This window comes from Halalkalibacter oceani (genome assembly GCF_023715705.1).
GTDB lineage: Bacteria > Bacillota > Bacilli > Bacillales > Bacillaceae_D > Halalkalibacter > Halalkalibacter oceani_A.
In genome coordinates this window covers 22280-38570 of the sequence record NZ_JAMBOS010000025.1, presented here as the reverse complement: position 1 = coordinate 38570, position 16291 = coordinate 22280, and the positions used below count along the sequence as shown (strand labels likewise).

Below are 16291 nucleotides of genomic sequence, written 5' to 3'. Positions count from 1 at the left end.
AAAATGTTATGTTAAAGGAAAATATTCGGTTTTGTGGAGGTAGCATGAAAAAGCTTAAACGAAGCGGTCGTCTTGTTGATATGACCTATTATTTGCTCCAGCATCCACACGAGGTCATTTCACTAACTCATTTCTCAGAACGGTATCAATCGGCAAAGTCTTCGATCAGCGAAGACTTGGTGATTATTAAAGAAATTTTCGAGGATGAAGGCTATGGCACCTTGCTGACGATTTCGGGAGCGAGCGGCGGGGTGAAGTTTATTCCACGAATTGACTATGCCCAGGCTCAAGTGTTTATGCGGGAGTTGATTGATCAGCTTGCCGTGCCGGAGCGGATTTTGCCAGGCGGTTATTTATACATGATGGATTTACTCGGTAGCCCGCGATTTATTCAGCGCGTTGGGCAGGTGTTTGCGTCCGTGCTGGCGAATAAACATATTGACGCGGTCATGACAGTGGCGACAAAGGGGATTCCACTTGCATATGCCGTAGCCCAGTATTTGGACGTTCCGGTCAGCATTGTCCGGCGGGATCATCTCGTTACCGAAGGCTCAATGGTCAGCATCAACTATGTCTCGGGCTCATCAAAGCGTATTCAGACGATGACGCTTGCCCGCAGAAGCCTTGCGCCAAATTCCCGCGTCTTTATTGTCGATGACTTCATGAAGGCCGGTGGTACGATCCGCGGGATGATGGACTTGCTTGATGAATTTCAGGCGGAGCTTGTCGGAATTGGCGTGCTCGTTGAATCGGTCGGGGTCGAAGAACGACTTGTTGACGAATACATGTCGATCACACGGCTCTCGGAAGTCAATGTTAAAGACCGGACGATTACGGTCGAACCAGGAAATGTGTTGGATTTATTAAAAACAGTCACATTGGAGGATGAAAAATAAAATGAAAATTGTACATACAAACAATGCGCCAGCCGCCATTGGTCCTTACTCTCAGGGAATCATTGTCAATAATATGTTTTACAGCTCCGGTCAAATTCCGCTCACTGCTGAAGGAGAGCTTGTCAACGGCACGGTGGAAGAACAGACTCACCAGGTGTTCAACAATTTAAAAGCGGTATTGGCTGAGGCGGGTGCGTCTCTTGACTCCGTCGTCAAAGCGACCGTTTTTATTAAGGATATGAATGATTTTCCTGTTATTAACGAGGTGTACGGCGAGTATTTCGGTGAGCACAAGCCCGCCCGCTCGTGTGTGGAGGTCGCTCGTCTGCCAAAGGATGTTTTGGTAGAAATTGAAGTGATCGCCCTTGTGAAGGCGTAAAAAGGATCTGCCGGAAAACCGGAATGGAAGGGGAATAAACGGTTTCGGGAACTTCTGTGCGACGATGGTACCTTTACATTTAAAATGTTTTTTAATTTTTTGATTTAGAAGAAGGAATTGCCATCTTTTTAGAGAATTGTTATAGCAAGAATAACATTCTAGAGGTGGTGACCAACATGCAGGTGACAGATGTCAGATTGCGTCGAGTCAATACAGAAGGCAGAATGCGTGCTATTGCCTCCATTACGATTGACCATGAATTTGTGGTGCATGATATTCGAGTAATCGATGGTAATAACGGCCTATTTGTAGCTATGCCGAGCAAGCGAACGCCTGATGGAGAATTCCGTGATATTGCCCATCCGATCTCTTCTCAAACAAGAGAAAAGATTCAAACGGCTGTGCTGGCTGAATACGACAAAGCAGGCGAATATGAAGAAGTTGAATATGAAGAAGCGGGTGCTTCTTAAATCACAATGAGGGTTCCACGACTATGAAGTGACCCCAAAAAGTTAGACACAGTTATCTCATTAGGCAACGGGTTGGGCATAAGTTCGATATTGTATCGGGCTCATGCCTTTTAATTTTGCCTTAATCCGTTTTGTGTTGTAATAAGTTATGTACGTTTCTAATTCGCTTTTAAAATGCTCCGCACTTTCAAACTCTTTTATGTAGAGAAACTCAGACTTCATAATCCCGAAAAAATTCTCCATTACAGAATTATCGTAACAGTTTCCTTTACGAGACATACTTTGTACAATTCCCCTCGATTCTAGCGCTTGACGATATTGCTTCATTTGATAGTGCCATCCCTGATCTGAATGCATCAATAGTTGATGTTCTTCCGGTAGGCGTTCGAAAGCCTTTTCCAACATCCCTGAAACAAGCGAATACGTTGGTCTAGAGCCAAGTGTATAGGTAATAATTTCTCCATTAAATAAATCTAAAACAGGTGACAAATAAATCTTCTCGCCACATAATGTAAACTCCGTAATATCCGTTACCCATTTCTGGTTTGGGGCGTCTGCCGTAAAATGACGATCTAAAATATTTCGTACGATCTTCCCAACAGTCCCTTTATAAGACTTATATTTTTTCATACGTACAATACACTTTAAACCTAATTCTTTCATAATCCGTTGAACCTTCTTGTGATTCACTTTTTGCCCACGATTCGCAAGCTCATCACTAATCGTAAGCACTCCCGTTAGTTTGACTGGTAAAAATAGCAAGCGGTTCCTTTCTTTTGGTCGCGTGCACAAGGACGGTTTTCAACTTGGCGATGTCACAAAAGATTAAAAATACCCTTTTGCGACATCTCCTTGAAATACCCTTGGTTTTAGGATATATTCGTAAGGGAAAAAGGAACACCTGGGGGGAAACCATGAGCAGTCGTTTTGCGGTCATATTAGCAGCTGGACAGGGAACGAGGATGAAGTCAAGTCTGTATAAAGTGCTTCATCCAGTATGTGAAAAACCGATGGTTCAACATGTCGTTGATCAAGTCACAGCGTTAGGGTTTGAAAAAAAGGTGGCAGTTGTCGGCTTCGGCGCTGAAGTTGTCAAGCAGCAGCTGGGAGATCAGGTCTCCTACGTTGTCCAGGAAGAACAGCTTGGCACAGGTCATGCCGTCATGCAGGCAGAAAGCCTGTTAAAGGGAGAGCAAGGGACAACGGTGGTCCTATGCGGAGACACACCCTTACTGACGGCCGAGACGATCGGGAAGTTGCTAGACTGTCATGAAAAAGAAGGAGCGAAGGCAACCGTCCTGACCGCGATAGCGGAAGACCCTGCCGGATACGGACGGATTATCCGCGACGAAAAAGGGCTTGTTGAACGAATTGTTGAGCACAAGGATGCCTCCGACCAGGAACGGAACGTCTGTGAAATTAATACCGGGACATATTGCTTTGACAACGCGAGCCTGTTTGCGATGCTGAAGCAGGTCGGCAATGACAACGTTCAGGGGGAGTATTACCTTCCAGATGTCATTGAATTATTGAAAAATGCCGGAGAGAAAGTCGCTGCCTATCAAACACCGCATTTCGAAGAAACAATGGGGGTCAATGACCGGATAGCGCTTTCAGAGGCAGAGAATATTATGAAAAGAAGGATTAATCATTATTGGATGCGTCAGGGAGTGACGATGATCGATCCGGCGCAAACGTATATTTCAAGTGAGGCGACAATCGGTCGGGATACCGTACTCCGGCCGGGGACGATCATCCACGGGAAAACGGTAATCGGAGAGAACTGTGACATTGGGCCGCACAGCGAAATTAAAGATAGTGTCGTCGATAACGGAACTGTGATCTCACAGTCGGTCATTCATGATAGTGAGATCGGCAAGGCCGTACGGATCGGACCGTTTGCCCATATTCGCCCGCAGTCGACGATCGGCGATGACGTGCGGATCGGTAACTTTGTCGAAATTAAAAAATCGACAATTGGAAATGGAAGCAAAGCCTCCCACTTAAGCTACATCGGTGACAGTGAAATCGGCGAAGGGGTTAATTTCAGCTGTGGGGCTGTAACCGTTAATTATGACGGCAAGAACAAATTTAAAACGATCATTGAAGACGGGGCTTTTATCGGCTGCAATGCGAATTTAATTGCACCGGTTACGATTGGAAAAAACGCTTTAGTTGCGGCAGGCTCTACGATTACCGATGATGTGCCGAGTGAAGCATTATCCATCGCGCGGGCAAGACAGACAAATAAAGAAGAGTATCAAAAAGGCAAACAATAACCACTAAGGTGTAATGAATTTTTGGAGGGAAATCATAAAAATGGCTAAATACGGTGATCCAAGTTTAAAGGTTTTTACATTAAATTCAAATAAAGGTCTTGCTCATGAAATTACAGAGCATATCGGTGTCGCGATGGGTCAAAGCTCAGTGACGCGCTTTAGCGATGGAGAAGTGCAGATCAACATTGAAGAAAGCATCCGCGGTTGCGATGTGTATTTGATTCAATCGACTTCAGCTCCTGCCAACGAACATATTATGGAGCTGTTAATTATGATTGATGCGATGAAGCGCGCATCGGCCAAAACGATTAATGTCGTTATCCCTTATTACGGCTATGCGCGTCAAGACCGGAAAGCACGCGCCCGTGAGCCGATTACGGCGAAACTCGTCGCGAATCTGATTGAAACAGCAGGGGCGACGCGCGTATTGACGCTTGATCTTCATGCGACGCAAATCCAGGGGTTTTTCGACATTCCGGTTGACCAGCTGATGGGTGTACCGATTTTAGCCGATTATTTCTCAGGAAAGCAATTAGAAGATATTGTTATCGTTTCCCCGGATCACGGTGGTGTAGTCCGTGCCAGAAAAATGGCTGACCGTTTAAAAGCTCCGATCGCGATTATTGATAAACGCCGTCCGCGTCCGAATGTGGCCGAGGTGATGAATATCGTCGGGAATATTGAAGGGAAAACGGCGATTATTATTGATGATATTATTGATACAGCCGGAACGATTACTTTGGCGGCGAACGCGTTGGTGGAGCACGGAGCGAAGGAAGTGTATGCATGCTGTACGCATCCAGTGCTTTCAGGGCCGGCGATGGAGCGGATTGACAATTCAAAAATTAAAGAGCTTGTCGTCACGAATACGATCGAGCTTGATGAGAATAAGAAAAGCGAGAAGATCACCGAGCTTTCTGTAGCGCCACTGATGGCTGAAGCGATTATTCGCGTCCATGAGCATGCGTCGGTCAGCACATTGTTTGATTAATAGAGCGATCCGTCGTTGGTGAATGAACCCCGATAGGAAGGAGGCCACTGAAAAACATCCTTTTTCGTAACTCGAAGAAGAGTAATGGCTCCGCGCGTTGCGCGCCTTGCTTCGAGAAACCCACTCGTAGCAAGGCTTTCAAAATCAGGCAACGGCTACGCTCATGACGAAAAAGCTGCTGAAAAAGTGAAAATCGTACTTTTTCAGCAGCTTCATAGGAAGCGGGATATTGCGAAAACGTAAGTAAGTGGTTTAAATTGACTCATTTAGGGAATACAAGTGATATAGACTTGAAAACAATGATTGAGGTGAGGCGAGATGACTACGATCTTAAAAGCAAGTCCCAGAGATGATTTGAAAGGTTCGGCAACGAGACAATTGCGTAAGGACGGCTATGTGCCGGCTGTATTATACGGAAACAAAATTGAAAGTCAGCCTGTCGCGGTGGAAGGAGTAGACCTTCTGAAAACGGTTAGAGAGGTTGGAAAAAACGGCTTATTCTCTTTGGACGTATCCGGGAAGAGTAAGCATCAGGTTATGATCAATGATCTGCAAATCGATCCGCTGAAAAACGAATATCTCCACATTGATTTCTTTGAAGTCGATATGAGTTCGGAAATTGATGCGGCGGTGCCGGTCCGGTTAACAGGTGATGCACCGGGTGAGAAGGAAGGCGGCATTGTCTCTCACTTAATGTACGAAATTAACGTGAAATGTTTGCCGTCGGATATTCCGGAGGAAATCAGCGTCGATATTTCCGGGCTGACGATTGGCGACTCGATTCAAGTAGCTGATATTCGGTCAACTGTCCCGGTTGAGGTCACGAGCGATGATGAAGAAACAATTGTGACAGTCCAGCCGCCGGCAGCAGAAGTCGAGCCTGAAGGAACAGAGGCTGAGGCGAAAGAGCCGGAAGTGATTGGAGAGACAGAGCAGAAAGAAACAGAGGAATAAGATTCAAATAAATAAAGCTGCACCCGCCTAGAGAGGAGAATCCCACTCCACTCTAGGCTTTTAACAGATGCGGCGCCTCTTTTACAGGAAGGGAATCTTTTTTGATGAGCGAGATGAAGTAAAGTTGGGAGCGGGTGAGGGTGAAATTAATAATCGGGCTGGGCAATCCAGGAAGCAAGTATGATGGCACGCGCCATAACATTGGCTTTGATTGTGTCGATCGCTGTGCAGAAGAGTGGGGAATTGCACTCGACCAAAGCAAATTTAAAGGGGTGTTTGGTAAAGGTGTCGTCAACGGTGAGAAAGTGTTTCTGTTGAAGCCGTTGACCTATATGAATTTGTCAGGGGAATCCGTACGTCCGCTGATGGATTATTATCAAATACCGATTGAGGATATCGTTGTGATCTATGATGACTTAGATTTGCCGGCGGGGAAAATCCGGCTGCGGCAAAAAGGAAGTGCCGGCGGTCATAATGGAATTAAGTCGCTCATTTCGCATTTGGGTACACAGGAGTTTAACCGGATTCGCGTCGGAATTGACCGGCCGCGCAACGGGGAGACGGTCGTTAATTATGTATTGGGGAACTATTATCCCGAGGAAATAGAGTCGGTTAGAGAGTCGGTTGAACTGGTAGCCAAGGCCGTCGAGGCGTGGACAACGAAGCCGTTTCTTGAAGTGATGAATCAATTTAATTGAGCGTCGTCGTATAGAGTTTTTCCGCCTTGCTCATACTAAAGGTAGGAGTAGCGGGAAAGGAGCTTGATACGGTGGCGATTCATTACAAATGCCGTCATTGCCAGGTCGAGCTTGGAGCGATTGATGAAGAGCTGCGGGCTGAAGCGCTAGGCTTTGACAGTTTGACGAGCACGGAACGAACCGATATGTTGACATATGAGCCGAATGGTGATATACATGTGAATGTTATATGTGAGGACTGTCACGAGGCTCTTATGCGAAATCCCGGCTTACATGAGCTGGACAGAATGATACAATAGAATGAGCAGTACAAAAGGGGTTGTCCCAAAAGCCACGCTTTGGGACAACCTCTTTAAGCAATGAACCGCCTTTCAGCAACAGGCGGTCGTTCCGCTCTGGATAAGCAAACAAAGGAAACCGGCTGAAAAACCATCGTGCGGACCTCCTTTAAGCAATGGGCGAAGCTCTGTCTCTTATCAGGATAAAGCAGGATTCTAGGCTTCTAGCAAGAATAAACAGTAAACAGTGCTTTTATGAGATTAACAGAATAAATATAAATTGAACACTAACCATGGCGTTACTGGAATAACAGGGGGAACAGCATGTTAGGATTGCAGCAATATTATCAAAATAATGATGAGATAAAAGCGGTTTCAACGAGTCTTGAAGCGAATATGAAGGAGCAGCTTATATCGGGCTTAACCGGATCGGCACGGACGTTATTTATTTCTACGGTTTACCGTGATGCGCAGCGGCCGATGCTGCTTGTTACACATAATTTGTATCAGGCTCAGAAGTTGTATGATGACTTGGTTGATTTATTAGGGGAAGACCAGATTCTTTTGTATCCAGTCAATGAGCTTATTTCAGCAGAAATCGCCATAGCGAGCCCGGAGATGAAGGCGCAACGTATTGACGTGTTAAATAAGCTGATTTATGGATTCAAAGGGGTTGTCATCGCCCCGCTTGCCGGAGTCAGACGCCAGTTGCCCCCGGTAAGCGTTTGGAGACATCATCAAATCGATGTTGAGCTTGGAAGCGATATCGGCGATATTGACCAGTTGATAAGTAAGCTAGTGGCAATGGGCTTTCAGCGTGTCGATATGATTGCCTCGCCCGGTGAATTCAGCGTGCGCGGAGGCATTATTGATTTGTATCCGTTGACTGAACCGGATCCGATTCGAATCGAGCTGTTCGACACGGAGGTCGACTCAATTCGAACCTTTTCCGTCGAGAATCAGCGCTCAAAAGAAGAGAAGAAGGCGGTCAGGATCGGTCCGGCTCAGGAGGTGCTGCTCGAGAAGAAACATTATGAGCAGGCGGCTGCTGCTTTGACGGAAGGCCTGGCGAAGACGCTTAAGGAAGTTCGCGCAAAAGAGACGAAGGAGAAGCTTTCGCAAAATATTTCTTATGAGATCGGACAGCTGAAGCAAGGGTCGACCTTTCAGGGAATGTATAAATACATGTCGCTTTACTATGAAGGTGAGCACTCCCTGCTGTCGTTTCTTCCAGCCAATGCCGTGTTGATCGTTGATGAATTGGCAAGGGTCAAGGAAATGGCCGAAAGCCTCGATAAGGAAGAAGCGGAGTGGAATATCGCCCTGCTGGAACAAGGGGAAATCATTCACGACGTCTCAATGTCGGTGGCGGTTTTCGAGCAGTTAAAGCATTCTCATTATCCGATTATCTATTTATCGCTATTTTTGAAGCATGTCGCACAGACCAATCCTGAGAATGTGATCAGCATCACGTGCAAATCGATGCAACAATTTCACGGTCAAATGCAGTTGCTCCAGTCTGAAGTGGCGCGCTGGAAAAAGGCGGGACAGACGGTCGTTTTTATTGCCGCCTCCAAGGAAAGGGCGCAGAGGCTCTCCTTAAACCTTGAGGCCGAGCAAATAGAAGCCGGATTTGTGGAACGCTCCACAGAGTTACGGGAAGGTCAAACGTATATTATGGTTGGAAACCTGCAAAGCGGCTTTGAATTGCCTTCGAGCAGGTTAGTTGTGATTACGGAAGAAGAAGTGTTCGCGAAGAAAAGAGCGAAGCGTCCGCAGCGAAAGCAAACATTATCGAATGCCGAACGGATTAAGAGCTATTCAGAGCTTAAAGTCGGTGACTTAATCGTTCATACGAATCATGGTATCGGAAAATATTTAGGCGTGGAGACATTAGAAATTAATGGCCTCCACAAGGATTATCTCCACCTACGCTATAAAGGAAACGATAAGTTATACGTACCGGTCGAGCAGATTGATCAGGTGCAAAAGTATGTCGGATCGGAAGAGAAGGATCCGAAAATTTATGCATTGGGTGGAAGTGATTGGAAAAAGGTGAAAAAGAAGGTGCAGTCATCGGTCGAAGATATTGCCGATGATTTAATCAAGCTCTATGCCGAGCGTGAAGCGAGCAAAGGGTTTGCCTTCTCAGGCGATGGGCCGGAACAGGCTGAATTTGAAGCCTCCTTTCCCTATCAGGATACAGAGGATCAAAAAAGAGCGATCCTCGAAATTAAAAAGGATATGGAGCGTCCGCGTCCGATGGACCGTTTATTATGCGGCGATGTCGGCTACGGGAAAACAGAGGTCGCGATTCGCGCCGCCTTTAAAGCGATCATGGACGGGAAGCAGGTCGCCATCCTTGTGCCGACCACGATCCTTGCCCAGCAACATTATGAAACGATTAAGGAGCGCTTTTCCGAGCATCCGATCAAAATTGGCGTCTTGAGCCGCTTTCGTTCAAAAAAGGAACAAACAGAGACGCTTAAAGGCTTGAAGGCCGGAACGGTTGATTTGATTGTCGGGACGCACCGGCTGCTCTCGAAGGATGTGGTGTTTCACGATCTTGGCCTGCTTATTGTAGACGAGGAGCAGCGCTTTGGTGTGACGCATAAAGAAAAAATTAAGCAGCTAAAAGCAAATATCGATGTATTGACGCTTACGGCGACTCCGATTCCGCGGACGCTGCACATGTCGATGCTTGGTGTTCGCGACCTGTCGGTTATTGAAACGCCGCCGGAAAACCGTTTTCCCGTTCAGACGTATGTCGTTGAATACAATGCCGCCCTTGTGCGCGAGGCGATTGAGCGGGAGTTAACACGCGGAGGTCAGGTGTATTTTCTCTATAACCGCGTCGAGGATATCGAGCGGATGACAGAGCAGCTGTCGATGCTCGTGCCGGATGCCCGTATCAGCTACGCTCATGGGCAAATGAACGAGCGGGAATTAGAGACGATCATGCTTGACTTCCTGGAAGGCAACAGCGATGTATTGGTAACGACGACGATTATCGAGACCGGGGTCGACATACCAAATGTAAATACGCTCATTATTTATGACGCCGATAAAATGGGTCTTTCCCAGCTTTATCAAATCCGTGGACGTGTCGGACGTTCCAATCGTGTCGCGTATGCCTATTTCACGTATCAACGTGATAAAGTATTAACGGAAGTAGCGGAGAAGCGGCTGCAGGCGATTAAGGAATTTACCGAGCTTGGATCAGGCTTTAAAATTGCAATGCGCGATTTGACGATCCGTGGAGCCGGGAATCTGCTTGGGTCGCAGCAGCATGGCTTTATTGAATCGGTCGGGTTTGACCTTTATTCGCAAATGCTGAAGGAGGCAATCGAGGAACGAAAAGGCGATAAGCCGAAGAAAGAACGTTTCCAATCAGAAATTGATGTTAAGGTCGATGCTTATATTCCGGAGACGTACATCAATGATGCAAAGCAAAAGATCGAGATGTACAAACGGTTTAAGGGAGCCGAAACGGTTGAAGATATAAAGGATCTCCAGGAGGAGATGTTCGACCGCTTTGGCGAATACCCGAAGCAGGTGGACTTTCTGTTGCGCTTAACGGCGATAAAGCTGAAAGCCAATCAGGAGAAAATCGAGCAGATTGTTGAAGGCAAAAATCAGGTGACCATTCTCGTATCGGCTGAAGCGACACAGAACCTTGACGGGGCAAAGCTGTTTGAAGTCGCTCATCAGCTTGGGCGCGAGGTTGCTCTCGGCACAGCCGGAGAAAAAATCAAATTCTCGATTAAAACGAAGACGTTAAGCGATGAACAGCTCCTGACGATGATTGAAACGATCATCGGTGGTATTGAAGACGCGAAAAAGAATTAAACAGGAAAACGGACAGTGGTTAATCCGGGGAAACCCTTTCCTTGGTTTTTTAAAGGAGGGCTGAACATTTTCGGGTTGATTCGAGGAAGGGCGTCGGCTTAGCGCGTTACACGGGTGACTGAAAGAACCCCGTTTTCAGTCATCCTCAACAGATTGTAACGGCTTCGCATGCTGCTTCAAAGGAAAGACAGACGATACAGGCGTCTGTCTTTTCTTATGGATTGATGTTGTAAGCAGCCAAAGAAATTCATGTATTGGTGAATAGTTCTTTTTCTAAGAAAGATACTATAGATAATTCCACTTCACCAAGTACTCACATCATTAGAAAGGGAGGCTAGTCAATATGAAAGCAACAGGAATCGTACGTCGCATTGATGATTTAGGACGTGTGGTCATACCGAAGGAAATTAGAAGAACATTGCGAATTCGCGAGGGAGATCCATTGGAGATCTTTGTTGATCGCGATGGTGAAGTCATCCTTAAGAAATATTCACCTATTTCAGAGCTTGGCGACTTCGCCAAGGAATATGCTGAGGCCTTATATGATAGCTTAAATCATTACGTCTTAATTGCTGACCGCGACACATTTATTGCTGTAGCAGGCGCACCGAAAAAGGAATATACAAACAAAAGTGTCGGTGAGATCGTTGAGAAGGTGATGAACGAGCGACAAACGAAGGTTGAGGTCAAGAGTGGAGAATATAATCTTGTCGGTGACCATCTGGATGATCTGAAAGGCTATGTCATTGCTCCGATCATTGCAAATGGGGATCCGATTGGGGCCGTCGTCTTATTCAGCAAGGACCAGGAGCTATCCGGGACAATTGAACAGAAGCTTGCCGAAACGGCAGCAAGTTTTCTCGCCCGGCAAATGGAACAATAAAGCAGCCGTGACAAGGGGGATTGATCCTTTTTGTCACGGCTCTTTTGTTTGAATGGGGGAAGCGGGGAAAACGATGATAGGAAGTGGACGAGAGTTTTAAGGTGCTTGGTCTGTCGGCCCGTCCCGGAAACGGGATGGCGGCGGGCTTTTTTTCGTGACTTTAGAAGGCAGGGCGCTTACGCTCATGCTTGGGGGACTCGGCAAAGGGTAAAAAAATCTTTCGCCTGAGCGCTATGTTCGCGGATCGGCTTGGCGTCGGTCCTCTTATTCTAGTATGATAGAGGAGCATTGGATCATAAAGTGAGGCGACAGGTGATTGGACATAGAAACGAAGAACAGGCCTTCTTTTTGGTATGGCTTTTTATTAGTATCAGGGGCAGCGGTTTTGGCAAAGCTGCTAAGTGCGATCTACAGAATTCCTTTTCAAAATATGGTTGGCGATATAGGCTTTTACGTCTATCAGCAAACCTATCCGTTATATGGCATTATGGCGGTTTTGGCGATGTACGGCTTTCCTGTCGTGCTGTCGAAGCAGCTCGCCGGGCTCAGGCAAGCTGATCAGCAACAGGCGAGCGAAATCGTCAGTATCTTTTTTTACAGTCAGCTGTTCGGCGCCTTGCTAGGGTGGATTGCTCTCTTTAGCTTGGCTGAACCGCTTGCGGTGCTGATGGGAGACCGCGGGCTGACGGGACCGATTCGGGCGATCAGTTTTCTGTTTTTGTTATTGCCGGCTTTATGTACGAGCCGGGGCTATGACCAGGGTCGGGGCGAGCTGGGAACGACAGCGGCTTCTCATATGATCGAGCAGCTTGTGCGCGTCGGCAGTATTTTAGCGATAACGATATCGCTTCTCCATGAAGGGGCTGATGTGTATCAAATCGGAACCGGAGCGGCGGTCGGCTCGATTGCTGGGGTGACGGCCGGCTTTCTCGTGCTTCAGCTGTTGAACAAGGGGGCGTGGCTGCGGCAGCTTATTTTGCCGCAGCATCTTCCGTGGCAGCGCCTGCGAAAGCAAATGACCGCCTTATGGAGCCAGGCACTGCTGATCAGCATGAGCGCACTTGTCTTCATCCTCTTTCAGCTCGTCGATGCGTTGACCGTGATTCGGCTGCTGGCGAGAAACGGGCTTCAAGAGCAGGCGGCCTATGCTGCTAAAGGGGTTTATGACCGGGGCCAGCCATTGCTCCAGCTTGGCGTGGTGCTGGCGACCGTGCTTAGTCTGGCGATTGTGCCTTTGCTTGCCAACATGGTTGCGCAAAAGCGTGGGAAACGGGCCGGATTGTATCAATATCTTTGTTATCGTCTGGCGCTTTTAGTAGGAGGAGCGGCAACGGTTGGCTTACTCGTCATTATTGAACCGACAAATCATATGCTGTTTACAGATCGTGCTGGCTCGGACGTGTTACAAGTGGTCGCTTTGGCGATTGTCGTCGGCTCCTTATTTGCCACGCTTGCCGGTATTTTGCAAGGCTATCACCTTGAGCGTTATCCTGCATTGGCTGTTGGAATTGGACTCGGTGTAAAAACAATCGGTAATATCGTCCTCATCCCGGTTTTCGGCACATTCGGCGCTGCCTGGTCGACCGTTGCCGCGCTGACAGTAATGGTCATCTATGCGGTGGTCGTGCTGCAACGGCATCAACTTTTCTTTTTCGGGAGCGGCAAGGTTTATTTTTGGATAGGAGGACTATTGCTGGCAATGGGACTGCTTACTCTCGCCTGGAGAGAAGCGAGCGGCTTGCTCATTCCTGACAGCAGACTTGGTGATGCAGTCGTCGCCCTCAGTACGGCCGGGCTTGGAGCGTGTGTTATTGCGGCAGGTGTTGTCTATCTCCCGATTTTTTCAGAACGGGAGTGGCGGACGATTCCTAAGCTGAAGCGGATCAGAAGATTAGTAAAAAGGAGCGGATGAGATGAAAGAAATAATCATTATTGGCTTAGGGGCCGGTGACATTGAGCAAATGCCGCTCGGAATCTACCGTTATTTAGTAAAGCAGGAGGCCGTTTATGTGCGGACGGCCGAGCATCCGGCTGTCCAGGCATTAAAGGAGGAAGGGGTTGCTGTTAAGGCGTTTGATGCCTTGTATGAACAGCACGAGGATTTTGATGCTGTCTATCAGGCGATTGTCGGCGAGCTGATAGCAAGTGCGGAAGATGAGGTCATTTATGCCGTTCCCGGCCATCCTTTTGTAGCAGAGCGTACAGTTCAGCTGCTTGTCGCGGAGGAAGCGAAGGGTACGATTAAGCTGAAAATTTTGGGCGGGCAAAGCTTTTTGGATGCGATGTATACTGCCTTGCGGATCGATCCGATTGAAGGCTGTCAAATTGTTGATGGAACAGCGCTGCAGCGCGATCAGCTTGTGTTGACCGAGCATATTATCATTGTCCAGGTCTATGATGCGATGATTGCTTCCGAGGTTAAGCTGACATTAATGGAGCGTTTGCCGGATGATTATGAGGTGACGATCGTCACTGCTGCCGGCTCACGTGATGAGGAGCTGATCCGGGTCCCGCTTTACGATCTTGATCGACGGACGACACTGAATAACTTAACCGCGGTCTATGTGCCCCCGGTACATAAAGAGGAGATGCTTTATCGTGAATTCACAAAGCTGAGAAAGGTGATCGCAACCTTGCGTGGTCCGGGCGGCTGCCCGTGGGATCAGAAGCAGACCCATCAGTCGCTGAAAAAGTACTTGCTGGAAGAAACATATGAGGTGCTTGAAGCGATTGATGAGCAGGATGAGGAGCATCTTGTTGAAGAGCTGGGCGATGTCCTGCTTCAAGTTTTGCTGCATGCGCAAATCGGCGAGGATGAAGGCTATTTTTCGATTGAGGATGTTATTTATGCGATCACGGAAAAAATGATCCGGCGTCATCCCCATGTTTTTGGCGAAACGAGCGTGAGTGATGCAGAGGAAGTCGTTGTTAACTGGGATGCTATTAAAAAGCAGGAAAAAGGGAAAGAAGAAAACAGCTCCCTATTGGCCAGTATACCAAAAGGTTTGCCAGCGCTAATGGAAGCGGAACAGCTGCAAAAGCAGGCTGCGAAGGGCGGCTTTGATTGGGACGAGGCGGCGCCGATCTGGATGAAGCTTCAGGAGGAGATCAACGAGTTTATGGTCGAATTGAAAGCGGGAGCCGGGGAGGAAATGAAGAAGGAATTTGGCGATATCCTGTTTGTGCTTGCCAATTTAGCAAGGTATTATAAAATTGATCCAGAAGAGGCTTTGCTGCGAACTAACCGGAAGTTTAAACGACGCTTCCGTTATATTGAAGAATCGGTCGGTGCGGAAGGCAGGGTGCTGACTGAGCTGACTCTTGAGGAGCTTGATGAGAGATGGGAGCAGGCAAAGCAGCTGGAACGGGAGGAGAATAGCGATGCGTTTAGATAAATTTTTAAAAGTGTCACGATTAATTAAGCGAAGAACATTGGCGAAGGAAGTATGTGACAAAGGCAGAATTCAAATTAATGGACAGGTGGCGAAAGCCGGTTCGACGGTGAAGGCGGGAGACGAGCTTGTCATTAAGTTTGGCCAGAAGACGGTTACCGTCAGGGTCGAGGCGATCCGTGATATTGTACGCAAGGAAGAAGCCGGTACGATGTATACGATCGTCAGCGAAACGTCGAATACCGCTGAATAGGGCTTGTTCTAATTTCCCTCCTCCTTTCATATAATGCGGTGAGAGTAAAAAAAGAGGAGGGTCATGGGATGGATCATTCATATGAATTCGGTACACCGATGGGGCGAGAGCGGCAAAGTAATGACCATGATATTACATTAAAAGGGCGGAGACAGCTTGATATAACGGGAGTGAAGCAGGTTGAAAGCTTCGATAATGAGGAATTTCTGCTCGAAACGGTGATGGGCTTCCTGTCTGTGCGCGGTCAAAACCTGCATATGAAAAACCTGAACGTGGAGCTTGGGAATGTCTCCATCGAAGGGAAGATCTTTGACCTCGTTTATCTTGATCAAGGTCATCAGGATAAATCGAAAGGCTTCTTCGGGAAGTTATTCAAGTGAGCTTAAGCGTGCAACTTTATACGATGCTGTCCATGGTGGCGATGGGCAGCTATATTGGTGCGGCGATTGATACGTATCACCGGTTTTCGAAGCGCAGGAACTCCTTTCATTGGTTTGTTGCTTGCAACGATGTGCTATTTTGGTTGATGCAGGCGCTTGTCGTATTTTATGTTCTGCTGCAAACCAATCACGGGGAAATCCGTTTTTATGTCTTCTTAGCCCTTATTTGCGGCTATGCTGCCTATCAGGCAATTCTCCGCCGCTTTTATCGAGGTTTGTTGGAACGGTGTATTTTGCTGACGGTTTCAATTTACAGGGGCATTGTCAGTCTTTTTCAATATCTTGTCATTAAGCCGGTCACCTTCATATTGAAACTGCTGTATTCCTTATGTATGATGATAGTAACAGGCTGTATCGCTGTCATCCTGTTTTTGCTCCGTCTTGTTTTTGTTCCGCTTAGAGGTCTGGTCCTCCTGCTGTTAAGATGGACAGGTCTATTAAAGCATATAAAGAAATTGGAACCGATGTTGAAGAAAATAAAGGAATTTATTAGTGCGATGAGGAAAAAGAAAGAGTAAGGGGTGATAAC

At 47.3% G+C, this 16291-nt stretch carries 15 protein-coding genes and 1 pseudogene; 15 read left to right on the top strand and 1 reads right to left on the bottom strand.

All coding sequences use genetic code 11. The annotated features are described in order from the left end of the window. The first annotated feature begins 44 nt into the window (after positions 1 to 44). The 3 genes from purR to spoVG all read left to right on the top strand — a co-directional run bounded on the left by purR (position 45) and on the right by spoVG (position 1745). Entirely contained in the window at positions 45 to 896 is an 852-nt protein-coding gene (gene purR / locus M3212_RS17640) for a pur operon repressor (protein WP_251195290.1), read from the top strand. A gap of 1 nt (position 897) precedes the next feature. Further along, positions 898 to 1275, top strand: coding sequence for a 2-iminobutanoate/2-iminopropanoate deaminase (gene ridA / locus M3212_RS17635; RefSeq protein WP_251195289.1), 378 nt, complete (start codon positions 898 to 900; stop codon positions 1273 to 1275). A gap of 176 nt (positions 1276 to 1451) precedes the next feature. Next, complete coding sequence (spoVG, locus tag M3212_RS17630; RefSeq protein ID WP_251195288.1) at positions 1452 to 1745, top strand: septation regulator SpoVG; 294 nt, start codon at positions 1452 to 1454, stop codon at positions 1743 to 1745. A 60-nt stretch (positions 1746 to 1805) separates the two neighbouring features. Here the strand turns inward: spoVG and M3212_RS17625 are convergent. Then, positions 1806 to 2480: pseudogene (locus M3212_RS17625) on the bottom strand (IS3 family transposase); the annotation flags it as partial. Positions 2481 to 2659: 179 nt separating this feature from the next. Here M3212_RS17625 and glmU point away from each other — a divergent pair. The 12 genes from glmU to yabQ all read left to right on the top strand — a co-directional run bounded on the left by glmU (position 2660) and on the right by yabQ (position 16280). Continuing rightward, entirely contained in the window at positions 2660 to 4024 is a 1365-nt protein-coding gene (gene glmU / locus M3212_RS17620; RefSeq protein WP_251195287.1) for a bifunctional UDP-N-acetylglucosamine diphosphorylase/glucosamine-1-phosphate N-acetyltransferase GlmU, read from the top strand. A gap of 40 nt (positions 4025 to 4064) precedes the next feature. After that, positions 4065 to 5015, top strand: a complete 951-nt coding sequence (locus M3212_RS17615) for a ribose-phosphate diphosphokinase (RefSeq protein WP_251195286.1) — start codon at positions 4065 to 4067, stop codon at positions 5013 to 5015. 318 nt (positions 5016 to 5333) lie between these two features. Further along, positions 5334 to 5969 (top strand): 50S ribosomal protein L25/general stress protein Ctc, encoded by a 636-nt coding sequence (locus M3212_RS17610; RefSeq protein ID WP_251195285.1) that lies wholly within the window; start codon positions 5334 to 5336, stop codon positions 5967 to 5969. A 140-nt stretch (positions 5970 to 6109) separates the two neighbouring features. Further along, positions 6110 to 6667 carry an aminoacyl-tRNA hydrolase gene (gene pth, locus M3212_RS17605; protein WP_251195284.1) on the top strand — a complete coding sequence of 186 codons (558 nt, stop codon included), beginning with the start codon at positions 6110 to 6112 and terminating at the stop codon, positions 6665 to 6667. A 26-nt stretch (positions 6668 to 6693) separates the two neighbouring features. Then, positions 6694 to 6966, top strand: a complete 273-nt coding sequence (locus M3212_RS17600; protein ID WP_285874652.1) for an anti-sigma-F factor Fin family protein — start codon at positions 6694 to 6696, stop codon at positions 6964 to 6966. A gap of 303 nt (positions 6967 to 7269) precedes the next feature. Beyond that, positions 7270 to 10794 carry a transcription-repair coupling factor gene (gene mfd, locus M3212_RS17595; RefSeq protein WP_251195283.1) on the top strand — a complete coding sequence of 1175 codons (3525 nt, stop codon included), beginning with the start codon at positions 7270 to 7272 and terminating at the stop codon, positions 10792 to 10794. Between the two features lie 343 nt (positions 10795 to 11137). Further along, a complete protein-coding gene (gene spoVT, locus M3212_RS17590; protein ID WP_251195282.1) occupies positions 11138 to 11677 on the top strand; it encodes a stage V sporulation protein T in 540 nt (179 codons plus the stop codon). Between the two features lie 316 nt (positions 11678 to 11993). Further along, positions 11994 to 13589 (top strand): putative polysaccharide biosynthesis protein, encoded by a 1596-nt coding sequence (locus M3212_RS17585; protein WP_285874649.1) that lies wholly within the window; start codon positions 11994 to 11996, stop codon positions 13587 to 13589. A 1-nt stretch (position 13590) separates the two neighbouring features. Further along, positions 13591 to 15072 carry a nucleoside triphosphate pyrophosphohydrolase gene (gene mazG, locus M3212_RS17580; RefSeq protein WP_251195280.1) on the top strand — a complete coding sequence of 494 codons (1482 nt, stop codon included), beginning with the start codon at positions 13591 to 13593 and terminating at the stop codon, positions 15070 to 15072. Continuing rightward, positions 15059 to 15322 (top strand): RNA-binding S4 domain-containing protein, encoded by a 264-nt coding sequence (locus M3212_RS17575; RefSeq protein ID WP_251195279.1) that lies wholly within the window; start codon positions 15059 to 15061, stop codon positions 15320 to 15322. Before mazG ends, M3212_RS17575 begins: the two co-directional genes overlap by 14 nt. Before the next feature lie 68 nt (positions 15323 to 15390). Further along, positions 15391 to 15702 (top strand): sporulation protein YabP, encoded by a 312-nt coding sequence (yabP, locus tag M3212_RS17570; RefSeq protein WP_251195278.1) that lies wholly within the window; start codon positions 15391 to 15393, stop codon positions 15700 to 15702. Next, complete coding sequence (gene yabQ / locus M3212_RS17565; protein WP_251195277.1) at positions 15699 to 16280, top strand: spore cortex biosynthesis protein YabQ; 582 nt, start codon at positions 15699 to 15701, stop codon at positions 16278 to 16280. Before yabP ends, yabQ begins: the two co-directional genes overlap by 4 nt. The last annotated feature ends 11 nt before the right edge of the window (positions 16281 to 16291 follow it).

Coding starts and splice junctions, on each gene's coding strand:
- M3212_RS17610 (WP_251195285.1), top strand. CDS start 5,334: ATGACTACGATCTTAAAAGCAAGTCCCAGAGATGATTTGAAAGGTTCG.
- M3212_RS17575 (WP_251195279.1), top strand. CDS start 15,059: ATGCGTTTAGATAAATTTTTAAAAGTGTCACGATTAATTAAGCGAAGA.
- glmU (WP_251195287.1), top strand. CDS start 2,660: ATGAGCAGTCGTTTTGCGGTCATATTAGCAGCTGGACAGGGAACGAGG.
- purR (WP_251195290.1), top strand. CDS start 45: ATGAAAAAGCTTAAACGAAGCGGTCGTCTTGTTGATATGACCTATTAT.
- yabP (WP_251195278.1), top strand. CDS start 15,391: ATGGATCATTCATATGAATTCGGTACACCGATGGGGCGAGAGCGGCAA.
- spoVT (WP_251195282.1), top strand. CDS start 11,138: ATGAAAGCAACAGGAATCGTACGTCGCATTGATGATTTAGGACGTGTG.
- mfd (WP_251195283.1), top strand. CDS start 7,270: ATGTTAGGATTGCAGCAATATTATCAAAATAATGATGAGATAAAAGCG.
- ridA (WP_251195289.1), top strand. CDS start 898: ATGAAAATTGTACATACAAACAATGCGCCAGCCGCCATTGGTCCTTAC.
- spoVG (WP_251195288.1), top strand. CDS start 1,452: ATGCAGGTGACAGATGTCAGATTGCGTCGAGTCAATACAGAAGGCAGA.
- mazG (WP_251195280.1), top strand. CDS start 13,591: ATGAAAGAAATAATCATTATTGGCTTAGGGGCCGGTGACATTGAGCAA.
- M3212_RS17615 (WP_251195286.1), top strand. CDS start 4,065: ATGGCTAAATACGGTGATCCAAGTTTAAAGGTTTTTACATTAAATTCA.